Consider the following 24771-nt stretch of genomic DNA (forward strand, 5'->3'; position numbering starts at 1 on the left):
TGTCTGGAAGTAGCGAGCTGAAAATTTAAAAACTGTTTACGATTAACTTAAGAGGAAAATATGAAGATTTTATCTTGTGCTAAATTTTTAATGATACCTTTGATGATTTTTTGTAGTTCTGCTTATTCGTCATCTGAACCTTCTGTTGTACAGATGGTTGCGGGGAACGATAATGCGAGGACGATAGAGTCTGCTTTTCATCATCTTGTGGCTAAACATGATAAAGAAATTTCATCCTTAGGCCTCTCCGATAATCAACTCAATTCTATCGTATACGCTCGACCTAGTTGGGTTCATAATTTTGGAAGGTTTTGTACCGTAAGAGAATTTATTTCTGTTTTATTTGACATTCAAAATATGCAATCCATCCGTACTATTCGTGATGGTAAATATATTGGGTTTAAAATTAAATTCAAAGGAAATCCATCCATGGGATTCGCACTTTATAAGGATGGTGACGAGTTTTTTTTAAATTCACTTGTTGATGATGATGGTATTACATCAGCAGTGGATGCGAAAGAAGAAGCTATAGTCTTTAGTTCTTTTTATTCAATCCTTGTTAATGTAGCAATGAATAATGGTTTTAAAGGTTGATTATATAAGGATTATTTTATGAAAATTTTCATTTTAACTATAATAATATCTTTATCTGTTTCAGCCTATGCTAGTGATTATAAAAAGAGAAATGGAGTTCTTTCCCTCACCCCAGAGGGAGGTTATGCCAGATTTAATATCAATGCATCGTATGATGCTACATCTGGCGTATGTGAACTGGATGGTAAAGCAATGCCTAGTGTCGCTCAACAAGGACAACGTAATCGGTGGGTTTATAATGATCAATCGAGTATGTGTATAGCAGTGATCAGTGAATTAAGAAGTGGGGCGATGCAGGTTATTACTAAAGATTGTGATAGTTACTGTGGCGTGTCAGCCATAGGGGCTATGGACGGGAAGTATAAGAAAAATAAATAGCCCATAGATATGGTCCCCTGAGCAGATTACCTTAAGTCAGGGGACTAAACGTAAAAAATCTTGATGATGTTTTTATTTATGCGATTTCTTTTCTAAAAGGGGTTACGTTGTAAGCTTCCCCATTTTCTAATGAAACAAGCAATGCGCACCATATATCTAATGCTTTTTTACGCTCATCAAAGTACTGATAGCGATTGTATATGCCTTCTACACCCTTTATTTTGTGGTTTAAGCAACGCTCTGCTATCACCGGATCTACACCCAGCGCAGCCAAATGGGAGCGTGCCGTTCGCCGAAAATCATGAATCGTGAAATTTGGTACGTCTGGCATATTTGCTCTTATTTTAGCTAACGCTACAGGCAAGGTACTTTCCTGAATATGAGGAATCATGCGGTGTTGCATTTTTCTTGCCGGGAGGACCCATTCACTGTTGCCGGACATGTTTTGCAATTCTGTAAGCCAGCCAATAACGGGGGCAGCAAGCGGGATATCAATACCATCGCCGTTTTTAACGCGTTCAGCGGGCAAATGCCAGACACCTCCATCCAGATCAAATTCTGACCATCTAGCGCCACACAATTCCATCTTTCGGCAACAGAGGGCCAAAATGAGCTTCATAGTTAGTTCATTCTGCCGGGAAAACCCCTTGGTCAACGGCATTACCTGAAAAAGCTTTACCAGTTCTTCTCGGCTTAACCAGCGTTCACGACTTTGTTCTTGTCCTCCGGCATCAGAGATATCAAATGCACTTGCTGGATTAGTAGCCAGCATGTGCCGCTTGATACCGTAGTCAAAGATCCGTCGAGTCCACCTGAGAACGTCATTGGCAACGGTAGGCGCTCCCCGCAGAAGGATTTTTTGCAACATATCATCAATATGATAGGGGCGAACGTCCTCTATTCGCAGATTGCCTATATTTGGATTTATATCTTTTTCGATGCGGCGGCGCAGTATCTCGGGGTGCTTCCAGCGTTTAAGTATCTGACGTTCAAAATATTCGCTGGCTAATTGGGAAACCCGAAGTGCGTGCTTTTCAGACTCCATTTTTTTGAGGGCATCAGCTTTCCGTTCTTGCTTCTCTCCGGCTACGTCATAACCCAATGCTACACGCGCAGAGAGCTCTTTAGCTGTTTCCCGCGCTCTTGCTAGGGTGTGTCCCGTAACTGTTTTTTGTACAATCAGGGACATGATTTTGCCACAAAAAGTACTTCAATTTGGCTCGTTACGATTTTCCCGATGATGCATGGGCGCTGATTTCTCCCATGCTGCCGCCTGAAAGAGGCTCTTCCAGAGGCGGCCGTCCTTACTTTGCTCACCGGCATGTCATGAATGGCATATTTTGGGTGCTTTGCTCCGGCGCACCGTGGCGGGATTTACCTGAGCGTTATGGTCAATGGAAAACGATTTACAACCGCTTTAACCGGTGGTCTAAAGCCGGAGTAATAAACAGTATTTTCAATAAATTACTCCAGATTCTGGATGAGGGCGCACTGATTGACTGGGATGTTATCGCGCTGGATGGCAGTAACGTTCGCGCCCTGAAAGCGGCCGCTGGTGCGAAAAAAAACATCCCGATGAACACGAGGACCATGGGCTGGGTCGCTCACGCGGCGGCTTTGGCACCAAAATCCATCTGGCGACAGATGGCACAGGATTACCGCTAAGTTTTTGCCTGAGCGGTGGACAGGCCCACGAAAGCCGGTATGCGGAAACGTTGCTTAACCGCGTCGGGATTATCCGAAGAAGTGGGCATCTGAAATCGCGTCCGAAAGCGGTACTGGCGGATAAGGGTTACTCAAGTAACAGCCTCCGCATTCATTTGAAAATAAAGGGAATAAAAGTGGTAATTCCGTTTAAATCGAATGAGAAAGCCAGTCAGGACAGACGTCGGCCCCTCGACAGAGGCCTGTACAAAAAACGCAATGTCGTGGAGCGCTGCTTTGCGATACTCAAAGAAAATCGTCGTATCGCTACACGCTCGGAAAAAACAGCCAGAAACTACCTGAGTATGCTAAAGCTGGGGGCGATCAGGTTATTTTTGAAGCGGTTGTTAAGTTAAGGGACACAGCCTAGTGATAGTTCGGCATAGGAACCGATGCCCATTACTCGCTGCTTTCCAGAGAAACGATAGCGAAAACGCCAGAATGGAGCAGCATACTTCTTTGGAAAACAAAGGTATAAGCCATTACCATCCGACTTTGCTTCGAAACGTTCGTCAGCTCTGATCCATGCCTTGATTTGTATGTCTGTCATTTTTGCCATGTATGACTCTGCTTATCTGCTATGTGTACATACTCATGATGACATAAAAATCATTATGTACATAGATAAGTACACGCTAAACATGCGCTTTAGTGATACACGATGAGACAATGCGACAAAAAATAGCCCGTAAATACGGGCCGTTAGAGGTGGGTTTAGCTTGGGTGAGACAAGGTGAGATCGCCTGAGATATTATTCAATATTCTGAATCTGCTCCCGCATTTGCTCAATCAGCACTTTCAGTTCGATGGCGGAGGCGGTGACGTCGGCGTTGATGGATTTGGAACCCAGCGTGTTCGATTCGCGGTTGAATTCCTGCATCATGAAGTCCAGGCGGCGGCCGACGGCTTCCTGCTTGTTGAGGATTTTGTAGGTTTCCTTCACATGGGCTTCCAGCCGGTCAAGCTCTTCGGCCACGTCGATGCGTTGCGCCATCAGCACCAGCTCTTGTTCCAGCCGGTTGCCGTCAAGCTGCTGTAGCTGCGCTTCGTCGAGCTTGCTTTGCAGCTTTTCCCGCTGCCATTGCAAAATCTGCGGCATGTGGGCGCGCACCTTGATGACTTCGGCACTGACGCCTGCCAGCCGCTGTTCAATCAAGGCTTTGAGCGCGTTGCCTTCGCTTTCGCGCGCGAGGATGAAGTCACCCAGCGTCGCTTCCAGCGCCTGTAGCAGTTCTGCGCTGATGGCGTCCAGGTCCTGCTCTTGTGCCGACATCACCCCCGGCCAGCGCAGGATGTCGAGCGGGTTGACCTCGCCTTCGTCGCTTTGCATTTTGACCCAGTTCGCTGCGGCTACCAGCTGTTTCGCCAGTGGTTCGTTGAGAATGAGTTGCCCTTGTGCGCGCGGGTCGAGTTCAAAACGCAGGTTGCATTCAATTTTGCCGCGTGTCAGGCGGTTGCGGATGCGTTCGCGGATTACCGGCTCCAGGCTTCGAAACTGTTCGGGTAAACGGATGTAGGTTTCCAGATAACGCTGGTTAACGGAGCGAAGCTCCCAGGCGGCGCTGCCCCATTCACCCTTGATGTCTCGCCGGGCGTAAGCGGTCATGCTACGAATCATCGGTGCATACCTGTTAAGAAATGATGGGGTAATTATAACGGGCGCACTGCCAAAAGCGACAGCGCTGAACAGGTTTGGCGGTGCGTGCGGGCGGCAGACCGTTTATTTACCGATAAATGCAGGCCGGGGCGTGTACTGTCAGGCGGCTTCGAGTAGCGGCTGACACTGACTGGCAAGTTCACGGCATTGGTTTTTCAGCACCTGTTTGAGTTGCAGCATCTCGCGGGATTGCGGGATATCACGGCGGCTTATCAGCATCACTTCGAACGGCAGCGGCTGGCTGATGGGCACGATTTTGAGCTGACCGGCATAGCGGCGAGCGGTAAATAAATCAACAATGCCGGTGCCGCCGCCTGCCAGCACCATGTCGGCTATCACCGAATAGGTTTTGATGTACAGCGAGGCCGCCGGTTTGAGGTGGCGGTCGCGCAGGGCGCGGTGTACTACCTGGCCGAGCGGGTCTTGTTGCTGCATCATCAGCAGGTTGTTGTGGCACAGCCACTCCAGTGATACCGGCCCCTGCTGCGGGCTCTCTTTGGGCAAAATCGCCACCATACGTGACTGGCACAGCGGCTCGGCCAGTAAATCCGGCGGCACTTGCTGGCCGAACACCAGCGCCAGGTCGAGCTGCTGCTGCTGAATGTTCTGGCATAGCGTACAGAAGTGCTCGGTGACCAGCTCCATACGCACTCTGGGTGCCTGCTGCTGAAAGGCCACCATCGCCGGGGCGACAATCATCTGGCCGAAGGCGTGAGCGGCTCCGAGGCGCAGGGTCTGATGCTGGCCTTGGCGGATCTGCTCGGTGAGCGCCGTTATCTCTTGCAGGTGATGGTAGAGCCGTTCTATCTCGGGCATCAGCCGCTGCCCTTCCACCGTGGGCACCAGCCCTTGCGGGCGGCGCTCGAACAAGGCGAAGCCAAGCTGTTGTTCGGCATGGTTTAGCACCCGGCTGACATTCGGCTGGGAGACATTGAGCAGCCGTGCCGCACCGCTGATGGTGCCAGCCTGAGTAATCGCCTGAAAGACTTCGATGTGACGTAAACGCATGGTCGTTACCTTGTGAGAGGGCGAGTGGCCCAAATTTGCGTCAACGGTAAAACCAGCAAGAATCAGGCCATCCTTTCAGCCAGGGCGACAACTCATCTGCCGCGCCAGCCTGTGCGCTACTCGCCCCAGGTGGCGTGCAATACCCGCAGCCAGTTGCGGTAACTGAGTTTCTCCAACAAGGTGCGTGCGTAGCCGCGTTCGGCCAGCGCCTGCACCAAAACGGGGAATCCGGCGGCATCACGCAAATCGGCGGGCACGGTGGTGCCGTCGAGATCGGAGCCGAAACCGACGCCGTCTTCGCCGAGCTTGTCGAGCAGGTATTCAATGTGGCGCACAATCTCCGCCACGGTGGTGGTCGGGTCTTTTTGCCCGTCGGCGCGTAAAAATGAGGTGCCAAAGTTGACGCCGACAAAGCCGTTGCGCTCACGAATAGCCGCCAGTTGCTTATCGGTCAGGTTGCGTGACTGGGCACACAGTGCGTGGGCGTTGGAGTGGCTGGCCACCAGCGGTGCATCGGAAATCTGTGCGGTTTGCCAAAAGCCTTTTTCATCCATGTGTGACACATCCACCAGAATGCGTTTGGCATTACAGGCGCGCACCAGCCGGATACCGGCTTCGGTCAGCCCGTTGCCGGTATCCGGCGAAGAGGGAAAGCGAAACGGCACACCCTGGCCAAAAATATTCTCCCGGCTCCACAGCGGCCCCAGGCTGCGTAACCCGGCGGCATAAAGAACATCCAGCAGTTCCAGCCCGGCATCGATCATCTCCGCGCCTTCGATGTGCATCACGGCGGCGATAGCCCCGTCCGCCATGCAGCGCTGAATATCCGCCACGCTGCGGCACACGCGCAACTGCCCGCCGGAGTGCGCCTCAAGGCGCAACAGGGTGGCTATCATCCAGAGGCTGATCTCACGCGCCTGCGCCAGTGATGGCGTGGTAAATGAAATGTTGCCATCTGGTATGGATGTTGCATCACCTCGTTCTGAAGGGACGTAGGTGGCAAACAGGCCACCGGCAAACCCGCCCTGGCGCAGACGCGGCAGGTCGATGTGGCCTTGCGAGCCGTTGAGAAAGGCCTCGGTCGGGTTGTCGCGATGCAGTCGCCACAGGCGTGAAAGCACGTCGTTGTGGCCATCGAAGACAGGGAGAACCGCGTGATGCACAGGCGGCTTGTCTGACGCAGGCGAATCTGACACAGGTGAATCTGACATGGAAGCAGCACCGATACTGGGTTGAAAAGAAACGGATAGTCTGACATGGCGCGTTGAAGACCCCGCCCTTTGGCGGTGGCTTCAGGCGGTGAAATGTTGCTCACCGCGCCACCATTTAAGCCAGTGCCTGAAAGGTCTGTCAAGCCGCAGAGAGAAAAAATAACTTTCATTTTATTTTTAAATCAGACACTTGGGGGAATGATGGTTACCAGAAGACGTTTTCTTGCCGGTTGCGCGACCGTGCCTTTACTGTCCTGGCTTGGGTTGAATACCGCCTTTGCCGACACACCGCCCTCGGTGCTGGTAATGGCGATGCAGCTCGACAATATGACCAGCCTCGACCCACAAGAGGCGTTCGAAGCGGTGGGCACCGAGATAATCGGCAACCTCTATCAGCGGCTGGTGATGCCAAACCCGGCGAACCCGCAGCAGGTGATGGGCTCGCTGGCCGCGAGCTGGGATGTCAGTGCCGACAGCAAAACCTTTACCTTCCACCTTAACCCGCAAGCCACCTTTGCCGATGGCGCGCCGGTGACAGCGGAAGATGCCGCGTTCTCGTTACAGCGTGCGGTGAAGCTGGATAAAAGCCCGGCGTTTATCATCAACCAGTTCGGTTTGACCAAAGAGAATGTGGAGCAGCGCATTACCGCGCCGGATGCGAACACGCTGGTGATAAGCCTTGAGCAACCAGCGGCGGAAACCTTCCTGCTCTACTGTTTGTCTGCGCCAGTAGGCAGCGTGGTGCAGAAAAAACTGGCGCTGGCCAACCAGCAGAATAATGACTGGGGCAACCAGTGGCTGAAGCAGAACAGCGCCGGTTCCGGCCCGTTCTCACTGGTGAGCTGGAAAGCCAGCGAAAGCATTATATTGCAGAAAAACGATCGCTTTCCGGCAGACAACGCCTTTAAGCGCGTGTTGCTCAAGCACATCGTTGACCCGTCGGCCCAGTTGCTGATGCTGCAAAAAGGCGATGTGGATATCGCCCGTAATCTCACCACCGAGCAAATCCGCCCGCTGGTTAATGACGCCAGCTACCATCTGGTGCGCCAAAGCATCGCCAGCGTGATGCTGCTGTCGTGCAACACCGCCAACGAGTTCCTGAAAAAACCGCAGGTGTGGCAGGCGATCAAGTGGGCGCTCGACTATGACAGCATCCAGAAACACATCCTGCCGCTGACGCACAAAGTGCATCAGAGTTTTTTGCCGGGCGGTTTCCCGGCGGCACTGGAAGATAACCCGTTCCATCTCGATGTCGCCAAAGCCAAAGCGCTGCTCAACGACGCCGGTTATGCCGATGGCTTTGAGGTGACGCTCGATCACTACTCCGCCCAGCCATACCCCGATATCGCGCAGGCGATTCAGACCCAGCTCGGCGCTATCGGCATCCGGGTGAAGCTGATTGCCGCTGAAAACCGTCAGGTGCTGACCAAAATGCGCGCCCGCCAGCAACAACTGGCGCTAACGGCCTGGGGCGCGGACTATTTTGACCCGAACTCCAATGCCGAGGCGTTTTGCATCAACACCGATAACAGCGACGGCGCGCGCAACCGCACGCTGGCGTGGCGCTGCAACTGGTCAGATGCGACGTTCAATCAACTCACCGAACAGGCGCTGCACGAGCAAGACCCGGCCAAACGCATCGCGCTGTATGAAACCCTGCAACGCAACCACCGCGAGCAGAGCCCGTTCACGCTGATGATGCAAGACGAGAAGACCTTGGCCTGCCGTAAGAATCTCAGCGGCGTCACCATGACGGTGTTAAGCAAGGTGCCGTATCAGCAAGTGAAGAAAGCCTGATGTCTGGCCTGATTCGTGTAGGCAGCGCGCTTGGCAGCCTGCTGCTGACGTTGCTGGGGCTGTCGGTGCTGACCTTTTTTATCGGCCGCATCATGCCGACAGACCCGGTGCTGGCGGCGGTGGGCGACAACGCGCCTCAGGCGGTGGTGGAGCGCGTGCGTCAGGAAATGGGGCTCGATAGCCCGCTGTGGGTGCAATACGGCCACTACCTTAACCAACTGCTGCACGGTGATTTGGGGCGCTCGATCCTGACCTCAAACGCCGTGACGGCTGACATCGCCCGCTATTTCCCGGCCACGCTGGAGCTGGCGACGGCGGCGATTATCGTCGCCGCGCTGGTCGGCATTCCGCTTGGCGTGTGGGCGGCGGTGCGTCAGGGCAGCTGGCTGGATCAAACCCTGCGCGTCATCTGTCTGGCTGGGCACTCGCTGCCGGTGTTTGTGCTGGCGCTCCTGAGCCTGCTGGTGTTTTACGCCGTGCTGGGGATTGCGCCGGGGCCAGGGCGGCAGGACATCCTGTTTCAGGACATGGTGCCGCACGTCACCGGCTTGCTGACCGTCGATGCACTGCTGGCGGGCGACTATGACGCGCTGCGCGATGCGCTGGCGCACATGGCCCAGCCGGTGCTGATCCTGGCCTATTTCAGTATGGCGTATATCACCCGCATGACCCGCACCTTCATGCTCAATGCATTAAGCGGCGAATTTATCATTACCGCGCGCGCCAAAGGGCTGTCCTCTCGCCGGGTGGTGTGGCGGCATGCGTTCCCGACGGTGGCGGTGCAACTGGTGACGGTATTGGCGCTGACCTATGCCGGGTTGCTCGAAGGCGCAGTGGTGACGGAAAACGTCTTCTCCTGGCCGGGGCTCGGTCAGTACCTGACCAATGCGCTGCTTAACGCGGACATGAACCCGGTGGTGGGTGCCACATTACTGGTCGGTGCGGTCTACGTGTTATTGAACCTGCTGGCTGACATTTTCTATCGACTTTGGGATCCACGCGTCACATGAGTCTCTTTCTCTCACGAGCCTGGTTGCTCGATGATACGCCCACCACGCCCCGTCAGGCGCTGTGGGGGCAACGTTACCGGCTGTGGCTGGCGTTTTGCCGCCACCCGCTGGCGATGCTGGGGCTTATCATCATCGTATTGATGTTACTACTGTCGCTGGCTGCGCCCTGGCTTGCGCCTTACGACCCCGGTTTTCAGGACTTATCGAACCGGCTGGCCGCGCCGTCGGTGCATCACTGGCTGGGCACCGATGAGCTCGGGCGCGATGTGTTAAGCCGTATGCTATATGGCGGACGAACGACGCTTGGGATGGTGATGGCGGTGGTGGCGCTGACCGCCCCTGTCGGATTGCTGGTGGGCTGTGTGGCCGGGTATGCCGGCGGCATGGCGGATAAAGTCCTGATGCGGCTGACCGACATTTTTCTGGCCTTTCCCCGGCTGGTGCTGGCGCTGGCGTTTGTCGCCGCACTCAAACCGGGCGTGGAGAGCGCGGTGCTGGCCATCGCGCTGACGGCCTGGCCGCCCTATGCGCGGCTGGCACGCGCCGAAACCCTGCAATATCGCCACAGCGATTTTATCGCCGCCAGCCGCATGACCGGCGCGGCACCGCTGCGCATTATCGTGCGTCACATCATGCCGTTGTGTGTTTCAAGCCTGATTGTGCGGGTGACGCTGGATATGAGCTCCATCATCATTACCGCCGCCAGCCTTGGTTTCCTTGGCATGGGCGCACAACCGCCGTCGCCGGAGTGGGGCACCATGATAGCCACCGCGCGCCGTTTTCTGTTTAACGCATGGTGGGTGCCGCTGGTGCCCTGTGTCGCCATTTTCCTCACGTCGCTGGCGTGTAATTTTCTCGGTGATGGCCTGCGCGATGTGCTTGACCCGAAGGAGCGTTAAATGCTGGTGGAAATTGAAAATTTGCGCGTCGCGTTTGCCAGCGGTACGCAAACCGTTGAAGCAGTGCGCGGGGTGAGCTTTAGCGTTGGGAAAGAGAAGTTCGCTATTGTCGGTGAAAGCGGTTCCGGCAAGTCGCTGACCGCCCGCAGCCTGATGCAACTGCTGCCGGGTAATGCGCGGCTACAGGCAGACCGATTGCGTTTTGATGGTATCGACCTGCTGGGGGCGAGCGAGAAAACCTTGCGGCAGATCCGCGGCAAGCGCATCGGCTTTATTCTGCAAGACGCGAAATACTCGCTCAACCCGGTGATGAGCGTCGGCCAGCAGATAGCCGAGGCCTGGCGCGAGCACAAAGGCGGCAGCCGCCGGGCGGCGATGCAGGCGGCTATCGCGTTACTGGATCAGGTGCGCATCCGCGAGCCACAGCGGGTGGCGCAGCGCTACCCGCATGAAGTCTCCGGCGGCATGGGCCAGCGGGTGATGATAGCCATGATGCTGGCTCCTGACCCGGAACTGCTGATTGCCGATGAACCGACCTCGGCGCTCGATGCCACCGTACAGGCGGAGATCCTCTGCCTGATGGATGAGCTGGTGTCGCAGCGCGGCATGGGCCTGATTCTGATAAGCCATGACCTGCCGCTGGTGTCGCACTTTTGTGACCGCGTGGCGGTGATGTATGCCGGGCGCGTGGTGGAAATGGTCAAGGCCAGCGCACTGTTACAGGCACAACACCCCTACACGCAAGGGCTGTTGGCCTGCCTGCCGTCGCTGCAACACCCGCGCGATCGCCTGCCGGTGTTGCAGCGCGATCCGGCCTGGAAAACGGCATGACTGGAGAGTGGCATGATTAAGGTAGACAATCTGCGCATTGCTTTTGGCGGTGTCGAGGTGGTGAAAGGGGTGAGTTTTGCGCTCAAAAACGGTGACAGCTTTGGCATGGTGGGTGAGAGCGGTTCAGGCAAGTCCACCATTTTGCGCGCGCTGGCCGGGTTGAATCGCCACTGGCAAGGCCGCATTGAATTTGGCGGTATGGCCCAGCAACCACGGCGCGATCGCGCCTTCTTCCGACAAGTGCAGATGGTGTTTCAAGACCCGTATGGATCGCTGCACCCGCGCCAGACCATTGACCGTATTTTGCACGAACCCTTGCTGATACACCGTTTTGAGCGCGCCGAACAGCGCATCACCCAGGCGCTGGCGGAGGTGGGGTTGCCCGCGAGCGTGCGTTTTCGCTTTCCCCATCAGCTCTCCGGCGGCCAGCGCCAGCGGGTGGCGATTGCCCGGGCGCTGATTGCCGAACCGCAAGTGCTGCTGCTCGATGAACCCACCTCGGCGCTGGATGTGTCGGTGCAGGCGGAAATCCTCAATCTGCTCACGGAATTACGGCAGGCGCGCCAGCTCACCTACCTTATGGTCAGCCATAATCTGGCGGTGGTGTCGCATCTGTGCCAGCGCATCGGCGTGATGCAGCACGGCGAGATGGTTGAGCAACTGAGCGTGACGGATTTGCGCGCGCGTAACCTGCATCACCCGCACACCGCTGAACTGTATGATTTGAGTATGACACTGGAGCAACCCGCATGACATTACACTGGCGCGCCGCCCTCGACGAAGCCGAGGCCATCGCGCAATCCTGGCGGCAACCCGGTGCGCCGGGCGGGGCCATCACCGTGTTTGACGGCGAGCAGATTCATGCCGCCTGCTGCGGCGGGCTGGCGGATTTGGCGCAGCGCACGCCTTTTACCGCCGCAAGCGTAGTGCGCTTTGCCTCCGTCACCAAACATCTGTTTGCGGCGATGGTGACAGGAGCGGCCTCTCACGCAGTGGCGCTGACCGACCGCCTCGACACGCATCTGCCGCCATTGCGCGGCGCGAGCGCGGCGGTGACTATCGGGCAGGCGCTGGACATGACTTCCGGTTTGCCGGATGTGCGCGAAAGCCTGTCGCTACTCGGTTTGTCGGTCTATAACGCCACCACCGCCAGCCGTCTGCTGGCGTTTGTCGCCGCGAATGGCGCGCTCAATTACCCGGCAGGCAGCGAAATTTCCTACACCAATACCGGGTATCGTCTGGTGGAAGAAGCGCTGAAAGCCAAAGGGATGTATTTTGCCGACTGGCTGGCCCGGCAGGTGAATGCCCCGCTGGGGATTGCCCTGAGCGCGCCGGAAACCTGGTTTGATATCGTGCCCGGTCTGGTGCCGGGCTACTGGCTATCGCCGCAGGGCTGGCAGTTATCCTGCGCCGGATTACACCTGTCCACCTCCGGCTGTGTGACGGGCAGCGTGCATGACCTGACGCGCTGGCTACAAGCATTGCTAATGAATCAGGGGCCGGGCGAAGGGGTATTAGCGCGCCTTTGCGCCCCGCGTTATCTGCGTGATGGCCGCCAGACCGCTTACGGGCTTGGCGTCGCGCACAGCCGTCTTGGTACGGTATCGCTTATCGGCCACGGCGGTTCGCACGCGGGCTACAAGAGCTATTTCCTGCTCGACCCACAGCGACGCGTGGGGGTGGCGCTGGTGGCAAACCGTGAAGATGTGGCGACCTATGACAGTGCGCTGCGGGTGATGGCTGCGCTGTCAGGCCAGCCGTTACCGGTACGCGGCCATACGCTGACGCCGGGGCGCTACGTGGCGCAATCCGGCGGCCACTGGCTGGAAATTGGCGCAACCAGCGCCTGCTGGCTTGGCGCAACGGAAACGCTCTATCACGGCGACTCGCTGGGCCACGGCGACACGCCGGGCGAAGCGGTATCGCTCTCAAGCCATTTCCCGATGCGTTTGCGACAACATGGCGCGGTGATTGAGGGGGAAATCGGCCATGCGCCGTGCCGTTTTGTTGCGGCGCAGGCTGATGACAGCGTGGCGGCGCTGCAAGGGCGCTGGCGACAGCCCGAGGCGCGCAGCGAGCTGGTGATTGACGGCGAGCAACTCGTGATGGGGATAGGCCCCGCCGCGCTGACCGGCACCGTGCAGGCGCTTGGCCACGGCTGCGCGCTTGCCTGCGTGCAGGATGGCCCGTGGGAAAAACGCTTTTCACTGTGGCGGGAGCATGGCGAGCTGGTGCTGCTGCTTAATCGCAGCCGGGTGGTGCGCTATCAGCGTGGATAACCGAATGAATCAACGGGCAAATTGCGGGGCCAGTCTCGCTTACGAAAACGCGTAATACATAAAAAAAATTAAAGTTTCTGGTGTTGGGGTCGTTAACTTTGTCAGATCGTTACCGTAACGAATGTAAAGGGACTTTGCGTAAAACGGGGTCTGTGACAAGGAAGACGTCGGTTGCAAAGTGGCCGGAAAGGATTTACAGCGCACGCTGTAGACCGGGCAGGGCGGGCGTGAGCGCCGCTCTGCGACAAAGACAACACATGGAAACAAAATATTATGCTAATCAAGAACAGTATCCTGGGCATGGCAATCAGTACCGCCATGATGTTTACCGCACAGGCGGCGTATGCCGGCCCCGCTGTAAGTATCACGTTTAAAAATTTAAGCAATGAAACTGCAACCTATAAGCCGATTACCAATAATGAAATCAGCACGGATGCGATTGCTAACCCTAAACCATCGACTCAGGTGGAAGCACAAACAACGAGTTTTTACCGTGTACAGAATACTCTCAGCCCAGATGTTAATGCCGCTGTAGTGCGTTACACCATTGGCAGAAAAACCTGCGTATTCAGCACCACCTTTGTTAACACCGTGATCCCAGGCGGCCTGTTTACCGGCACCATCGCCAAGGCACCGAAGTGGACGAAAAATGCCGAGGCCAGCAACGGCGCGGTGTGTAATGCCACCATCACATCACAGAGCCTTGCTAACTACACCTGGAGTGTAGAGTTCACCATGAGGTAAGCCGCCTCAGGTGCCCCTCTTTTTGCTTTTGTATGCGGTGCAAGGAGGGGCTCCTCGCCGTCTGGCAACGAACAGAAGTGCTACGTGTTATCGACAGGAGCAGATTGTGACTAACATCAATACCCTCACCACGACCTACGGCAACAGCGCCGCCCAGACGCGCACACTGTCTACCACAGCCACCGGCAGCACGACGGCGACGGCAAACGCCACCGGCGGCAGCACGGCGGCAAGCGGTCAGCCGCAGTTATCCGGTATGGCGCGGCTCCTGAGCGAGGCGGCCAACCGGGCGGCGGCGCGGGATGCCAGCACCGACCGGCGCGGCCTTGCCGCTATTGCCGACAGGGTTATCGATAAACTGCTGGGGCCTGGTTATAACCAGAACAAAGCAGCTTTTGATGCCGAAGTGCCGGACAGCAGCGACGCACAGCGGCTGGCGCAGGCGCGTCAGGCAACTGACTTTACCAACGGCAAAGGGGCGAACCCGTTCAAAGGCATGTCGCGCGATAAGCTGGCGCTGATAGCCTATGACGAGAGCGGTGCCTTTACCGTGAATGAGCGTCGGGCGGCGTGGAGAGAAGCTTACGATCAGGAAGAGTCCTGGAAACAGGCAGTCATCGCTAAAATGAACGAAGAAGACGAGCGCAAAGGCCGGGTGTCGGCCAGTACGTATAAATCGATTCTGGAACACTATCAGTCGCTGCCGGCGATAGAAGAAGCGCAACTGCCAGACGGTTACGCCGCCCAACTGACCAGCCTGATCCTTCAGGGCGGCAGTGACGACGAGCTGGCGCGCCAGCAGGATGCGCTGCGCCCGTTGCTCAATGCACAGGCGTTGCGTGCCGGACAGGCGAAAGCCACCCAGCCGTAACCAGCGGGCGCGCAGAGCAGACCATGACTAACATTAATACCCTCACCACGACCTACGGCAACAGCGCCGCCCAGACGCGCACACTGTCTACCACAGCCACCTGCAGCACGACGGCGACGGCAAACGCCACCGGCGGCAGCACGGCGGCAAGCGATCAGCCGCAGTTATCCGGCATGGCGCGGCTCCTGAGTGAGGCGGCCACCCGGGCTTCGGCGCGGGATGCCAGCACCGACCGGCGCGGCCTTGCAACATTAGCGAGTACAGTGGCGGAGAAGTTGTTTGGGGCTGGCTATAACCAGAACAAAGCGGCCTTTGATGCCGAAGTGCCGGACAGCAGCGACGCACAGCGGCTGGCGCAGGCGCGTCAGGCAACTGACTTTACCAACGGCAAAGGGGCAAACCCGTTTAAGGGCATGTCGCGCGATCAACTGGCGCTGATAGCCTATGACGAGAGCGGTGCCTTTACCGTGAATGAACGTCGGGCGGCGTGGGAAGAATCTTACGATCAGCACGCAGAGTGGGCACGAGGTGTTGTTGCAAGAATAATGGACGAGTACGAGCGCAAAGGCCGGGTATCGGCCAGCACGTATAAATCGATTCTGGAACACTATCAGTCGCTGCCGGCGATAGAAGAAGCGCAACTGCCAGACGGTTACGCCGCCCAACTGACCAGCCTGATCCTTCAGGGCGGCAGTGACGACGAGCTGGCGCGCCAGCAGGATGCGCTGCGCCCGTTGCTCAATGCACAGGCGTTACGCACCGGGCAGGCGAAAGCCGCCCAGCCGTAACCAGCGGGCGCGCAGAGCAGACCATGACTAACATCAATACCCTTACCACGACCTACGGCAACAGCGCCGCCCAGACGCGCACACTGTCTACCACAGCCACCGGCAGCACGACGGCGACGGCAAACGCCACCGGCGGCAGCACGGCGGCAAGTGGTCAGCCGCAGTTATCCGGCATGGCGCGGCTCCTGAGTGAGGCGGCCACCCGGGCTTCGGCGCGGGATGCCAGCACCGACCGGCGCGGCCTTGCAACATTAGCGAGTACAGTGGCGGAGAAGTTGTTTGGGGCTGGCTATAACCAGAACAAAGCGGCCTTTGATGCCGAAGTGCCGGACAGCAGCGACGCACAGCGGCTGGCGCAGGCGCGTCAGGCAACCGATTTTACCAACGGCAAAGGGGCGAACCCGTTTAAGGGCATGTCGCGCGATAAGCTGGCGCTGATAGCCTATGACGAGAGCGGTGCATTTACCGTGAATGAACGTCGGGCGGCGTGGCAAGAATCTTATGATCAAGAACAAGACTGGAAGCGAGCCGTCATTGCCAAAATGAATGACGAGTACGAGCGCAAAGGCCGGGTGTCGGCCAGTACGTATAAATCGATTCTGGAACACTATCAGTCGCTGCCGGCGATAGAAGAAGCGCAACTGCCAGACGGTTACGCCGCCCAACTGACCAGCCTGATCCTTCAGGGCGGCAGTGACGACGAGCTGGCGCGCCAGCAGGATGCGCTGCGCCCGTTGCTCAATGCACAGGCGCTACGTGCCGGGCAGGTGCAAGCGGCCTCGCAATAATGCCCGCCCGCGCTACCGATGGCATGATTTTGCGCTAGAATGCCAGCGCCGTCGTGACAGGGAAAGAACAAGGATACAGGACAGGATGCCCGAGGCTGGCCCAGCAGATTCGCTTCGTTTAGAACACATTACGTATTCCTATGCCGCCGGGGCCCCGGCGGTACAACCGGTACTGCACGATATCTCTTTGTCTGTCGCCAGGGGGCAATCCTGCGCCATTATCGGCGCGTCGGGGTCGGGTAAAAGCACCTTACTGAACATCATCGGTTTGCTGGATAAGCCGACCGGCGGGCGGTTGTGGCTGGCGGGCACCGAGATGACGCAGGCCAGCGACGATGCGCGCGCCATGATGCGCAACCGCACTATCGGTTTTGTCTTCCAGAGCTTCAACCTGCTGGCGCGCCTCGACCTTCAGGACAACGTTGCCCTGCCGCTGTATTACCGCGGGATCGCGCGCCCGTTGGCGCGGCAGCGGGCGCGCGAACAGCTGGCCCGCGTGGGGCTGGCCGGGCGTGAGCACCACCGCCCGGCCGATTTATCCGGCGGGCAGCGTCAGCGGGTGGCGATAGCGCGTGCGCTGGTGGGCGAGCCTGCGCTGTTACTGGCCGATGAGCCGACCGGCAATCTCGACAGCCAAACCGCACAAGAGATTATCGGCCTGCTGTTAACCCTGAATCATCAACGCGCGGTGACGCTGGTGATGGTCACGCATGACAACAGCCTCGCCCGCCGGATGCAGCGCTGTATTCAGGTGCGCGATGGCCGCATTTGGGAGCAGGCGGATGCGTGAGCGGCTATCGTCATACGGCCCGTCGTTACGCCAGCAGGTGAGTGAACCGCTGGAGAGCTTGCGCCTGCTGGGGCGGCGTGCGGTATTGGCGCTGCTGGGCATCGCGGTCGGCTGTGCGGCGGTGGTGGCGCTGATGAATATTGGCCATAACGCCGAAGCACAGGCGATGGCGGTGTTCCGCAATATGGGCAGCGACGTGCTGGTGGCGACGGTACACCCCCCCGCCGGTAGCCAGATGTCGCCGTATCCAGCCAGCGTGCCGGATATGCGCGGGCTGGCCGATACGTTGCCGGATATCCGCAGCCTGTCGGCGCTGACTATTACCTCGCTGGAGTCGCGTATCGGCGGGCGCAGTATCAACACCCTGCTGGCGGGCGTGAACCCGGCGCTTGCCAGCGTGCTGGATTTGCAACTGGCGCAGGGGCGCTTTTTGAGTGAGTTTGATACCAACAGCACCCACGCGGTGATCGGGGCGCACCTGGTCGAGGAACTGGCGGCCAAAGGGGTGGCGGTGGCACCGGGCACGCGGGTGCAACTGGGCGGCTATCTGTTTCAGATTGTTGGGGTGTTGCACCCTCGCGGGCCGAACCCGTTACTGACGATGTCGGTGGATGACAGCATTCTGGTGCCGCTTGAGGGCATGAGCCGTCTGCTGCCTGCGCCTGCTATCAACACGGTACTGGTGCGCGCGCGCAACAGCGAGGTGCTGGAGTCGCTGGCGCTGGCGTTACCGTCCCACCTTCAGTCACTGCTGCCCGGCCAGCAAATCGAGGTTCAAGTCCCCCGGCAACTGCTGGCGGGCATCGCCCAACAATCGCATCTGTTTTCCTGGCTGCTGGCGGGGCTCGGCGGGATTTCATTGATCGTCGGCGGTGTCGGTGTGATGAACGTCATGCTGATGAACGTCAGCGAACGGCGGCGGGAAATTGGCGTGCGCATGGCGCTGGGCGCGCGGCCACGCGATATCGCCAGCCTGTTTTTGTCAGAAGCGATTGCGCTGACCACGCTCGGGGCGCTGGCGGGGGCGCTGGTGGGCGTGGCGGCGGCCTGGTTGTTTGTGACGCTCTCCGGCGGGGCGGAGTTTAGCTTCTCGCCGTTGTCACTGGTATTAGGGATGGGCAGCTCCGTACTGGCGGGCCTGTTTTTTGGTCTGAGCCCGGCGCGGGCCGCTGCCCGCCTGCAACCGGTCAGGGCGCTGCGTGATGATTAACCGCCATAGCCTGTTTCTGATGATATTTCTGATGCTGTTGCTGACGGGCGTGGCCGGGGCTGAACTCACCCCGTCGCAGGCCACGCGAGCGGGCGCATCGTCATATAATGCCCACCCATCGCCAGCCGCCCAACGCATTGAGCTGACGCTGAGTGATGCGATTTATCTGGGGCTGCGCGATAACCGGGCTATTCGCAGCGCCTACCTCGACCGGATAGCGCAAAAATTTGACCTGCGCGTGGCGGAAGATCGCTTCACCCCGAAGCTGGCACTCAGTGGCAGTTATTTATCGGCGCGCAATCAGTCCGACCGCTATCGGCAGGGCAACCTGACGCCGACCTCCACGTTATTGACCCCTTACGGCACTCGCATGAGCCTCGGCTGGACGGTGCGCCATACGCAGGCGGATGACGCCGGGGTGTCGCGCAACGATGGCGCGAACCTCTCGGTGATTCAGCCGCTGCTGCGCGGCGCGGGCCGTGAGGCGGCGACGGCCCCGGTGCGGCTGGCGCAACTGACGGAACAGATGAACCGGCTGGGGCTGAAAACCACGGTGTCGCAGACGATAACCCAGGTCATCATCGCCTATCGTGATGTCCTGCGCGCCCAAGAGCAGGTGCAGATAGCGCAGGATGCGCTGGCGCGGGCGCGGCAACTGCTGGAGGTCAACCGGGCGATGATTGCCGCAGGCCGGATGGCGGAATTTGAGATAGTGCAAACCGAAGCGGATGTCGCTACCCAGGAGCTGGGTTATGAAGACGCCGTTAACCAACAAGATACTTCACGGCTGGCGTTATTACAGTTGCTGGCGCTGGGCCTGAATACGCCGATTGTGGCCACCGATGCCATGCAGGCGGCGCGCATTGAGGTGGACGCGGCGCAGGCGCTCAGGCAGGCGCAGACCTCGCAACCGGCCTACCTTAGCCAGTTGATTAGCGCCGAGCAGGCCCAGATAGCGCTGGCGGTAGCGCGTAACGAGCGGCTGTGGGATGTGTCGCTGGTGGGCGGGCGCACTCAGGTGAGTGACCGCAGCACGGTCAGCGGCAGTACCCGCAACTGGGAGAACTATGTTGGCGTGCAGGTGGATATCCCGATTGGCGACATGAGCCGCCAGCAGGCGCAAACGCAGGCGCAGGTCAGGGTGCAAAATCAGGCGCTGCAACTGGCCGAAGCGCGCCAGCAACTGGAGCGCGACGTGACCAACGCCGTCAGGGCGATTAGCGTGCGCTGGCGTCAGTTTGAAATCGCCCAGCGCGCCCGTGATTTATCGCGCCGTAAACTGGAGATTGAACGGGAAAAGCTGACGGCAGGCCGCTCGAGCAACTTTCAGGTATTGAGTTTTGAAAACGATTTACGCAATGCCGAAAATGCGCGGCTCAATGCCTTGATGAGTTATCTGAATGCGCAGGCGGAACTGGACAGAACGCTTGGCACCACACTGGAAAGCTGGGATATCGCGTTAAATGACTGATTTTTTCACCTCCCTATACCGTCGGATAGGCAAGCGGGGCGCGGTAGCCGCGCTGGTGCTGCTGTTGGTTATCGCCGGTTTTGTGGCGCGTGCCATGATATCGCCGGGCGCACAGACATCGCCGCAGGCGGGCCGCTGGGTCGAGGTGGTGGCACAGCCGCTGGAAACCCAGCTCGGGCTGGTCGGGCAAATTCAGGCGGCAACGCGCATCACACTGACTGCGCCATTCGAAGGCGTGGTGCGTGAGGTGCGGGTGCAGGAAGGCCAGCGGGTTGAGCATGGGCAGACGCTGCTGACGATAGACACCGCACAGCTCGCCATTCAGATGCGTCAGGCCGAGGCGGAGATGCTGAAAGTGCAGCGTGAAGTACAACAACTGCGCCAGTGGGAGAGCAGTGCCGAGGTGGCGCGCGCGCGCCGTGCGCTGACCCATGCCCGGCAGGCACTGAGCCAGACTCACGCCAGCCTGCGAGAGACACAGGCGCTGTTTGCCCGAGGCATTGTCGCGCGCATGGAGGTGGATGCGCTGGTACAGCAGGTTAACACCCAGACTCAGGACGTGAGCAGCGCGCAGGAAGAATTAACGGCGGTGCTGGCGCGGGGCCAGGGCGAGGCGCGTAAAATTGCCGAGATGGAGCTGCTCAACGCCCAGGCGCGTTATCAGGCGCTGGAGGCGATGCATGCCCGTCGGGAGGTCACGGCACCCGTGGCCGGGGTTATCGTGCGCTCGGTCGTGCCGCAAACCGGTAAAGCGATGATGGTGCAAGCGGGCCTGTCGGTGACGCAGGGGACGCCGCTGCTGACGGTTATCGGGCAGGACAGATTCGAGGTGCTCACGCGGGTCGAAGAGACGGACTTACACCTGTTGCAAGAGGGCATGGCGGTGCAAATCAGCGGCGACGGTTTTGCCGGGCACATGCTGGACGGGCACATCGCCACTATTGCCCTGCAAACCGGCGCGATGCAAACCGGTGCTGCCGAGGGGCAGGGCAGCGGGGCGTATTACGATGTGGTGGTTGCTATCGACAGCCCGCTCGCGGGCCTCAACCCGCCGGTGCGGCTTGGCATGAGCGCCCGGCTGGCGGTGATATTGTACCGCAATGCGCGCGGCATCGCGCTTGCACCCGAGGCCATCCAGCGTGATGAGCAGGGCCAGTCGTATGTCCAGTATCGCGCAACACCCGCGGCACCGGTGGTGACGGTGCCGGTCACGGCCGGTCAGCCGGTGCTACAGGGCGTTGAGGTTCAGGGCCTTGAGCGCGTAGCCGGTCTGGTGACGCCCGACGGCGCACCCGCCAGCCAGCACTCCGCGCAGGGCAGCCCTGGCGATGAGGCACCGCGTCACGCCGCAGACAATAATCCCGCGTTGAATAACGCCGGGCCGCCGAGCCTCGGTTATGTGTGGGTGCCGTCGCGGTAAATGCCGACCACCGCCTCTTCCCCCACGTAACCGTAGCCGCGATACATCCCCTCGCTGTTAAACGGCAGCGCGATGTGGCCTTGCGCATCCACGGCGATGAGCCCGCCGCTGCCGCCGAGCGCCAGCACGTTTTCCATCACTACCTGTTCCGCTGCCTGGGCAAGCGGCAGCTTGCCGTATTCGATGCGCGCGGCAACATCATAAGCGGCGACGCTGCGCATAAACACTTCGCCGGTGCCGGTGCAGGACACCGCCACGGTGCGGTTATCGGCATAACAGCCTGCGCCAATGATTGGCGAATCGCCGACGCGCCCGGCGCGTTTGTTGGTCATGCCGCCGGTCGAGGTGGCGGCGGCCAGATTGCCTGCGGCATCACACGCAACTGCACCCACCGTGCCGAATTTGCGGTCGGGGTCGAGCGGGTCGCCGCCAGTCGTTGCCTGTGCGCCATCGTGATCCAGCAGGATGTGCCCGCTGCCTGCCTGCGCCTTCAACAACTGCTGGTAGCGCTCATCGGTGGAGAAAAACTCCGGCTCCACCATCTCAAGGCCCTGCTCGCGGGCAAACGCTTCGGCACCGGCGGCGGTGAACAGCACATGCGGGCTGTACTCCAGCACGCAACGGGCGGCCAGAATTGGGTTGCGGATCCGGTTTACCCCGGCAATCGCCCCGGCTTCCCGCGTGCGGCCATCCATGATGCTGGCATCGAGTTCGTGGGTGGCCGCATCGGTGAATACCGCGCCTTTGCCTGCGTTAAATAACGGGCACTCTTCCAGTTGTCTCACCGCCTCGGTAACGACATCCAGCGCACTGGCACCCGCAGCGAGCATCGCCTGACCTGCGGCGACAATCTGTTGCAGCGCGGTGCGATAATGCTGCTCTTTTTCGCTGTCCATCGCCGCACGGCTAAGCGCGCCTGCACCACCATGAATCACAATAACCGGTTTCATCGTCTCTCCCGTTATTCACAAGACTGGGGCGGTTAACAAACCGCCATGTTGTTTTATTACAGGCGAAGCCATGTCAGAACCGTGGCGCGTTTCGTGCGTAATGACCTCGGGTTCCTTTGCGGAATCATCGTACGCCCGACAAGGAGAGGCTCAAGTGCCGCCTCTCCTTGACCACTGGCTGGTGGCTAAACTGTGCCGCTGGCGCGGTACCTTCGGCGTTCGCCTTCGCTATTCGGGCCGCCCGTGACGTGGTTACTCGCCCCATCCCTGGGGCTCGCCCTGCGGGCCAGCGTAAACGCTGTTCAAAAACGCTCCCGGCGTTTTTTTCAGACGCGGCACGGGCTTTCGCCGCGTCCTGCGGCTTACCCGGCGAAGTCACCCACCTCAGCACAGTTTTGACGCCGGAAAAACCCACGTTCCTATACTTAGAGGTTTGTCAGCAGTCTGAATATTGCTCAGTTCTGCGTGGTGGCCAGATAGGAGAAGGCTCCCAGCAGGCTGATGAGCGGCGCGATAGTCGGCGAGTGATAGCGCACGGTCATCGCATCCTGGCGAATCACCCCCGGGATCAGGCAGAACAGGTCAGCCAGCACCGGTTTGGTAACCATCAGCTCCAGTTCATAGGGCGCTTGCAGGCGGCAGGAGGGGGTCGTGTGAGCCCGTTCTACCGCCTGCCTGGCCGCTTCACGGATCGCTTCGCGGGCGGCCTGCGGGCTGTGAGACTCGGCGGCGGTCTGGGAAATCGCGCGTTTGACACAAACATACGCCGCCGCCGGGTAGTGGCGTTCAATCCAGCGTTGCAGCGTGTCGTCGCCGCTTACCAGCCACAGCGGGGTGTTCAGTTCGGCACCGGCGGCGGCGTAGAGATCGGCCTCCGCCATGACGTCGCCGTTTACCCGCACCCGGTAAAACGCCCGGCCATTAATGGTGTGCGCCAGCACGCCGTGCTCGGAGGCGGCGCTGTGAAAGCCGATGAACATCAGGCCATCGAACGCCTGTTGTTGTAGCCCTTCCACCATCGACAAGGCGCGCGGTTTGCCCTGCACCAGCCGGGCGCGCGGGTCGATATTCTCCGCGCGCAGATTGGTCATGGCGGCATGGCTGTCGGCCACCACCACCTCGCGGGCACCACCGGCGAACGCGCCGTCGATGGCGGCGTTCACTTCCTGTTCCATCAGCCCGCGCGCCAGTTGGTAGTCCGGCGTGCCGGGGCTGCATTGTTCCGGGCGCATCACGCCTGCGATGCCTTCGATATCGGCAGAAATAAAAACCTTCATGTCAGTGTCCTTATCGCCGGTGACGGCGGTGAAACCAATCGTTGTGCCAGCGTATCAAGCACCTGTGCCAGCGCCGGGCGGTGGTGGCCGCGAAAACCGGTGACGGCCTCAGCCTGTAACAGCGCATCCAGCACGGCGTGTTCGGTGGCATCGGCGGCGGCATTGAGTAGCGGTTCGAGGCGGGCGTCATCCGGCGGCTGCGGTTGAGGCTGGGTGGAGAAGGCCACGGCGATATCGCCGGAGCCGTGGCCCCAATAGCTGCCGAGCCGACCGAGCCCGGCCCCGGCGCGGCGGGCGATGCGGCTTAACTGGCGCGCATCGAGCGCGGCGTCGGTCGCCATAATGATGATGATGGAACCGGCATCGCGCTGCGGGGCCAGTTCCGGCAGCAGCGGCGCAATCGCCTCGCCTACCTGCACGCCGTCAAGCGTCAGCGCCGGTAGCGCGCCGAAATTAGCCAGCACCAGCACGCCCAGCGTGGCATCCAGCGCGGCAATGTGCCGCGACGCGGTGCCGATGCCGCCTTTGAGCGCAAAGCAGCTCATGCCGCGCCCGGCACCGACGCTGCCACGGGCGAAATCCGCCGTGGCGTTATCCAGCGCCGCACGCGCCAGCGCGTCTGTGACCGCCAGCGCCTGAATGTCATTCAGCCAGCCGTCGTTGCACTCCAGCGCCAGCGGGTTGACGGTCGGCAGACTGCGGCCCAGTTCGGGATTGCGGGCAATGGCGTCGCGCACCAGCGTGGTAAACAGCGTGCCGATGCTCAGGGTGTTACTGAGCAGGATGGGGGTTTGTAATTGCCCCAGTTCTTCAATTTGCACCAGCCCGACCGGCTTGGCGAAGCCGTTGAGTACCGCTGCGCCACAGGGCAATGGCTGGTGAAACAGGTTGTCGCCCGGCGGCACAATGGCGGTCACGCCGGTTTGAATCTCGCCCTCGGCCAGCGTCGCGTGGCCGACCCGCACCCCGGCGACATCGCTTAAGCGGTTGTGCGGGCCACACGGCAGGCGCGGCGAGCCAAGCTGCCGCTCGGTGCGCCAGCGTTGCAGCAGCGTCGTCAGTTGTGCCTGTTGGTACGCGCTCATCGTTATGAC

General features: G+C 59.3%; 24 protein-coding genes and 1 pseudogene. 17 read left to right on the forward strand and 8 right to left on the reverse strand.

Features of this window, described 5'->3' with window-relative positions:
* Positions 1-60: 60 nt before the first annotated feature.
* On the forward strand, positions 61-594 hold the full coding sequence (locus DAQ1742_RS00795) for a hypothetical protein (RefSeq protein ID WP_035345522.1): 534 nt from the start codon (positions 61-63) through the stop codon (positions 592-594).
* 18 nt (positions 595-612) lie between these two features.
* Positions 613-972, forward strand: coding sequence for a hypothetical protein (locus DAQ1742_RS00800; protein ID WP_035345525.1), 360 nt, complete (start codon positions 613-615; stop codon positions 970-972).
* A gap of 76 nt (positions 973-1048) precedes the next feature.
* On the opposite strand, the gene DAQ1742_RS00805 is transcribed toward DAQ1742_RS00800, so the two are convergent.
* On the reverse strand, positions 1049-2161 hold the full coding sequence (locus DAQ1742_RS00805; protein WP_180706209.1) for a tyrosine-type recombinase/integrase: 1113 nt from the start codon (positions 2159-2161) through the stop codon (positions 1049-1051).
* Positions 2162-2187: 26 nt separating this feature from the next.
* Between DAQ1742_RS00805 and DAQ1742_RS00810 the strand changes: the two genes are divergently transcribed.
* Positions 2188-3032, forward strand: a protein-coding gene (locus DAQ1742_RS00810; RefSeq protein WP_152482109.1) for an IS5 family transposase whose coding sequence is annotated in 2 segments (ribosomal slippage) — positions 2188-2533 and positions 2533-3032 — 846 coding nt in all. Because the reading frame shifts where the segments join, the coding sequence is not laid out codon by codon here.
* An 11-nt stretch (positions 3033-3043) separates the two neighbouring features.
* Here DAQ1742_RS00810 and DAQ1742_RS00815 read toward each other — a convergent pair.
* The 4 genes and pseudogenes from DAQ1742_RS00815 to DAQ1742_RS00830 form a co-directional block, all read right to left on the reverse strand.
* A pseudogene (locus DAQ1742_RS00815) lies at positions 3044-3235 on the reverse strand (Arm DNA-binding domain-containing protein); the annotation flags it as partial.
* Positions 3236-3427: 192 nt separating this feature from the next.
* A complete protein-coding gene (locus tag DAQ1742_RS00820) occupies positions 3428-4294 on the reverse strand; it encodes a YicC/YloC family endoribonuclease (RefSeq protein WP_035339138.1) in 867 nt (288 codons plus the stop codon).
* Positions 4295-4432: 138 nt separating this feature from the next.
* Positions 4433-5341, reverse strand: a complete 909-nt coding sequence (locus DAQ1742_RS00825; RefSeq protein ID WP_035339141.1) for a LysR family transcriptional regulator — start codon at positions 5339-5341, stop codon at positions 4433-4435.
* A 116-nt stretch (positions 5342-5457) separates the two neighbouring features.
* Complete coding sequence (locus DAQ1742_RS00830) at positions 5458-6552, reverse strand: dipeptidase (protein ID WP_145916146.1); 1095 nt, start codon at positions 6550-6552, stop codon at positions 5458-5460.
* Positions 6553-6753: 201 nt separating this feature from the next.
* Here DAQ1742_RS00830 and DAQ1742_RS00835 point away from each other — a divergent pair, with 201 nt between their 5' ends.
* The 14 genes from DAQ1742_RS00835 to DAQ1742_RS00900 all read left to right on the forward strand — a co-directional run bounded on the left by DAQ1742_RS00835 (position 6754) and on the right by DAQ1742_RS00900 (position 21450).
* Positions 6754-8349, forward strand: a complete 1596-nt coding sequence (locus DAQ1742_RS00835; protein ID WP_035345631.1) for an ABC transporter substrate-binding protein — start codon at positions 6754-6756, stop codon at positions 8347-8349.
* Positions 8349-9359: an ABC transporter permease gene (locus DAQ1742_RS00840; RefSeq protein WP_035339145.1), complete on the forward strand. Its 1011-nt coding sequence runs from the start codon at positions 8349-8351 to the stop codon at positions 9357-9359. The genes DAQ1742_RS00835 and DAQ1742_RS00840 overlap by 1 nt, the downstream gene beginning before the upstream one ends.
* Positions 9356-10258 (forward strand): ABC transporter permease, encoded by a 903-nt coding sequence (locus tag DAQ1742_RS00845; RefSeq protein WP_035339148.1) that lies wholly within the window; start codon positions 9356-9358, stop codon positions 10256-10258. The genes DAQ1742_RS00840 and DAQ1742_RS00845 overlap by 4 nt, the downstream gene beginning before the upstream one ends.
* On the forward strand, positions 10259-11089 hold the full coding sequence (locus DAQ1742_RS00850; protein WP_035339150.1) for an ABC transporter ATP-binding protein: 831 nt from the start codon (positions 10259-10261) through the stop codon (positions 11087-11089).
* A gap of 12 nt (positions 11090-11101) precedes the next feature.
* On the forward strand, positions 11102-11842 hold the full coding sequence (locus DAQ1742_RS00855; protein WP_035339152.1) for an ABC transporter ATP-binding protein: 741 nt from the start codon (positions 11102-11104) through the stop codon (positions 11840-11842).
* Positions 11839-13368, forward strand: coding sequence for a serine hydrolase domain-containing protein (locus tag DAQ1742_RS00860; protein WP_035339154.1), 1530 nt, complete (start codon positions 11839-11841; stop codon positions 13366-13368). The genes DAQ1742_RS00855 and DAQ1742_RS00860 overlap by 4 nt, the downstream gene beginning before the upstream one ends.
* A gap of 273 nt (positions 13369-13641) precedes the next feature.
* A complete protein-coding gene (locus tag DAQ1742_RS00865; RefSeq protein WP_051123980.1) occupies positions 13642-14112 on the forward strand; it encodes a hypothetical protein in 471 nt (156 codons plus the stop codon).
* 106 nt (positions 14113-14218) lie between these two features.
* A complete protein-coding gene (locus DAQ1742_RS00870; RefSeq protein ID WP_035339158.1) occupies positions 14219-14983 on the forward strand; it encodes a hypothetical protein in 765 nt (254 codons plus the stop codon).
* A gap of 23 nt (positions 14984-15006) precedes the next feature.
* Positions 15007-15771: a hypothetical protein gene (locus DAQ1742_RS00875; RefSeq protein ID WP_035339160.1), complete on the forward strand. Its 765-nt coding sequence runs from the start codon at positions 15007-15009 to the stop codon at positions 15769-15771.
* Positions 15772-15794: 23 nt separating this feature from the next.
* Positions 15795-16559, forward strand: a complete 765-nt coding sequence (locus DAQ1742_RS00880; protein ID WP_035339162.1) for a hypothetical protein — start codon at positions 15795-15797, stop codon at positions 16557-16559.
* An 85-nt stretch (positions 16560-16644) separates the two neighbouring features.
* A complete protein-coding gene (locus DAQ1742_RS00885; RefSeq protein WP_035339164.1) occupies positions 16645-17349 on the forward strand; it encodes an ABC transporter ATP-binding protein in 705 nt (234 codons plus the stop codon).
* Entirely contained in the window at positions 17342-18559 is a 1218-nt protein-coding gene (locus DAQ1742_RS00890) for an ABC transporter permease (RefSeq protein ID WP_067486517.1), read from the forward strand. The genes DAQ1742_RS00885 and DAQ1742_RS00890 overlap by 8 nt, the downstream gene beginning before the upstream one ends.
* A gap of 19 nt (positions 18560-18578) precedes the next feature.
* Complete coding sequence (locus tag DAQ1742_RS00895; RefSeq protein WP_145916225.1) at positions 18579-20030, forward strand: TolC family protein; 1452 nt, start codon at positions 18579-18581, stop codon at positions 20028-20030.
* The gene (locus DAQ1742_RS00900) at positions 20023-21450 is read left to right on the forward strand and encodes an HlyD family secretion protein (RefSeq protein WP_067486520.1); all 1428 of its coding nucleotides are present in this window, start codon (positions 20023-20025) and stop codon (positions 21448-21450) included. Before DAQ1742_RS00895 ends, DAQ1742_RS00900 begins: the two co-directional genes overlap by 8 nt.
* Here the strand turns inward: DAQ1742_RS00900 and DAQ1742_RS00905 are convergent.
* From DAQ1742_RS00905 to DAQ1742_RS00915, 3 genes are all read right to left on the reverse strand, one after another.
* On the reverse strand, positions 21426-22400 hold the full coding sequence (locus DAQ1742_RS00905; protein WP_035339171.1) for an isoaspartyl peptidase/L-asparaginase family protein: 975 nt from the start codon (positions 22398-22400) through the stop codon (positions 21426-21428). The two genes, DAQ1742_RS00900 and DAQ1742_RS00905, sit on opposite strands and share 25 nt — an antisense overlap.
* A 455-nt stretch (positions 22401-22855) precedes the next feature.
* Complete coding sequence (locus tag DAQ1742_RS00910) at positions 22856-23677, reverse strand: M55 family metallopeptidase (RefSeq protein ID WP_035339173.1); 822 nt, start codon at positions 23675-23677, stop codon at positions 22856-22858.
* A complete protein-coding gene (locus tag DAQ1742_RS00915; RefSeq protein ID WP_035339175.1) occupies positions 23674-24762 on the reverse strand; it encodes a DmpA family aminopeptidase in 1089 nt (362 codons plus the stop codon). The genes DAQ1742_RS00910 and DAQ1742_RS00915 overlap by 4 nt, the downstream gene beginning before the upstream one ends.
* Positions 24763-24771 lie beyond the last annotated feature (9 nt).

This window comes from Dickeya aquatica (genome assembly GCF_900095885.1).
Taxonomy (GTDB): domain Bacteria; phylum Pseudomonadota; class Gammaproteobacteria; order Enterobacterales; family Enterobacteriaceae; genus Dickeya; species Dickeya aquatica.

Bases quoted from the DNA above. Each gene is read 5' to 3' on its own strand.
- DAQ1742_RS00795 (WP_035345522.1), top strand. From the start codon at position 61: ATGAAGATTTTATCTTGTGCTAAATTTTTAATGATACCTTTGATGATT.
- DAQ1742_RS00800 (WP_035345525.1), top strand. From the start codon at position 613: ATGAAAATTTTCATTTTAACTATAATAATATCTTTATCTGTTTCAGCC.
- DAQ1742_RS00805 (WP_180706209.1), bottom strand. From the start codon at position 2,161: ATGTCCCTGATTGTACAAAAAACAGTTACGGGACACACCCTAGCAAGA.
- DAQ1742_RS00820 (WP_035339138.1), bottom strand. From the start codon at position 4,294: ATGATTCGTAGCATGACCGCTTACGCCCGGCGAGACATCAAGGGTGAA.
- DAQ1742_RS00825 (WP_035339141.1), bottom strand. From the start codon at position 5,341: ATGCGTTTACGTCACATCGAAGTCTTTCAGGCGATTACTCAGGCTGGC.
- DAQ1742_RS00830 (WP_145916146.1), bottom strand. From the start codon at position 6,552: ATGTCAGATTCACCTGTGTCAGATTCGCCTGCGTCAGACAAGCCGCCT.
- DAQ1742_RS00835 (WP_035345631.1), top strand. From the start codon at position 6,754: ATGGTTACCAGAAGACGTTTTCTTGCCGGTTGCGCGACCGTGCCTTTA.
- DAQ1742_RS00840 (WP_035339145.1), top strand. From the start codon at position 8,349: ATGTCTGGCCTGATTCGTGTAGGCAGCGCGCTTGGCAGCCTGCTGCTG.
- DAQ1742_RS00845 (WP_035339148.1), top strand. From the start codon at position 9,356: ATGAGTCTCTTTCTCTCACGAGCCTGGTTGCTCGATGATACGCCCACC.
- DAQ1742_RS00850 (WP_035339150.1), top strand. From the start codon at position 10,259: ATGCTGGTGGAAATTGAAAATTTGCGCGTCGCGTTTGCCAGCGGTACG.
- DAQ1742_RS00855 (WP_035339152.1), top strand. From the start codon at position 11,102: ATGATTAAGGTAGACAATCTGCGCATTGCTTTTGGCGGTGTCGAGGTG.
- DAQ1742_RS00860 (WP_035339154.1), top strand. From the start codon at position 11,839: ATGACATTACACTGGCGCGCCGCCCTCGACGAAGCCGAGGCCATCGCG.
- DAQ1742_RS00865 (WP_051123980.1), top strand. From the start codon at position 13,642: ATGCTAATCAAGAACAGTATCCTGGGCATGGCAATCAGTACCGCCATG.
- DAQ1742_RS00875 (WP_035339160.1), top strand. From the start codon at position 15,007: ATGACTAACATTAATACCCTCACCACGACCTACGGCAACAGCGCCGCC.
- DAQ1742_RS00880 (WP_035339162.1), top strand. From the start codon at position 15,795: ATGACTAACATCAATACCCTTACCACGACCTACGGCAACAGCGCCGCC.
- DAQ1742_RS00885 (WP_035339164.1), top strand. From the start codon at position 16,645: ATGCCCGAGGCTGGCCCAGCAGATTCGCTTCGTTTAGAACACATTACG.
- DAQ1742_RS00890 (WP_067486517.1), top strand. From the start codon at position 17,342: ATGCGTGAGCGGCTATCGTCATACGGCCCGTCGTTACGCCAGCAGGTG.
- DAQ1742_RS00895 (WP_145916225.1), top strand. From the start codon at position 18,579: ATGATATTTCTGATGCTGTTGCTGACGGGCGTGGCCGGGGCTGAACTC.
- DAQ1742_RS00900 (WP_067486520.1), top strand. From the start codon at position 20,023: ATGACTGATTTTTTCACCTCCCTATACCGTCGGATAGGCAAGCGGGGC.
- DAQ1742_RS00905 (WP_035339171.1), bottom strand. From the start codon at position 22,400: ATGAAACCGGTTATTGTGATTCATGGTGGTGCAGGCGCGCTTAGCCGT.
- DAQ1742_RS00910 (WP_035339173.1), bottom strand. From the start codon at position 23,677: ATGAAGGTTTTTATTTCTGCCGATATCGAAGGCATCGCAGGCGTGATG.
- DAQ1742_RS00915 (WP_035339175.1), bottom strand. From the start codon at position 24,762: ATGAGCGCGTACCAACAGGCACAACTGACGACGCTGCTGCAACGCTGG.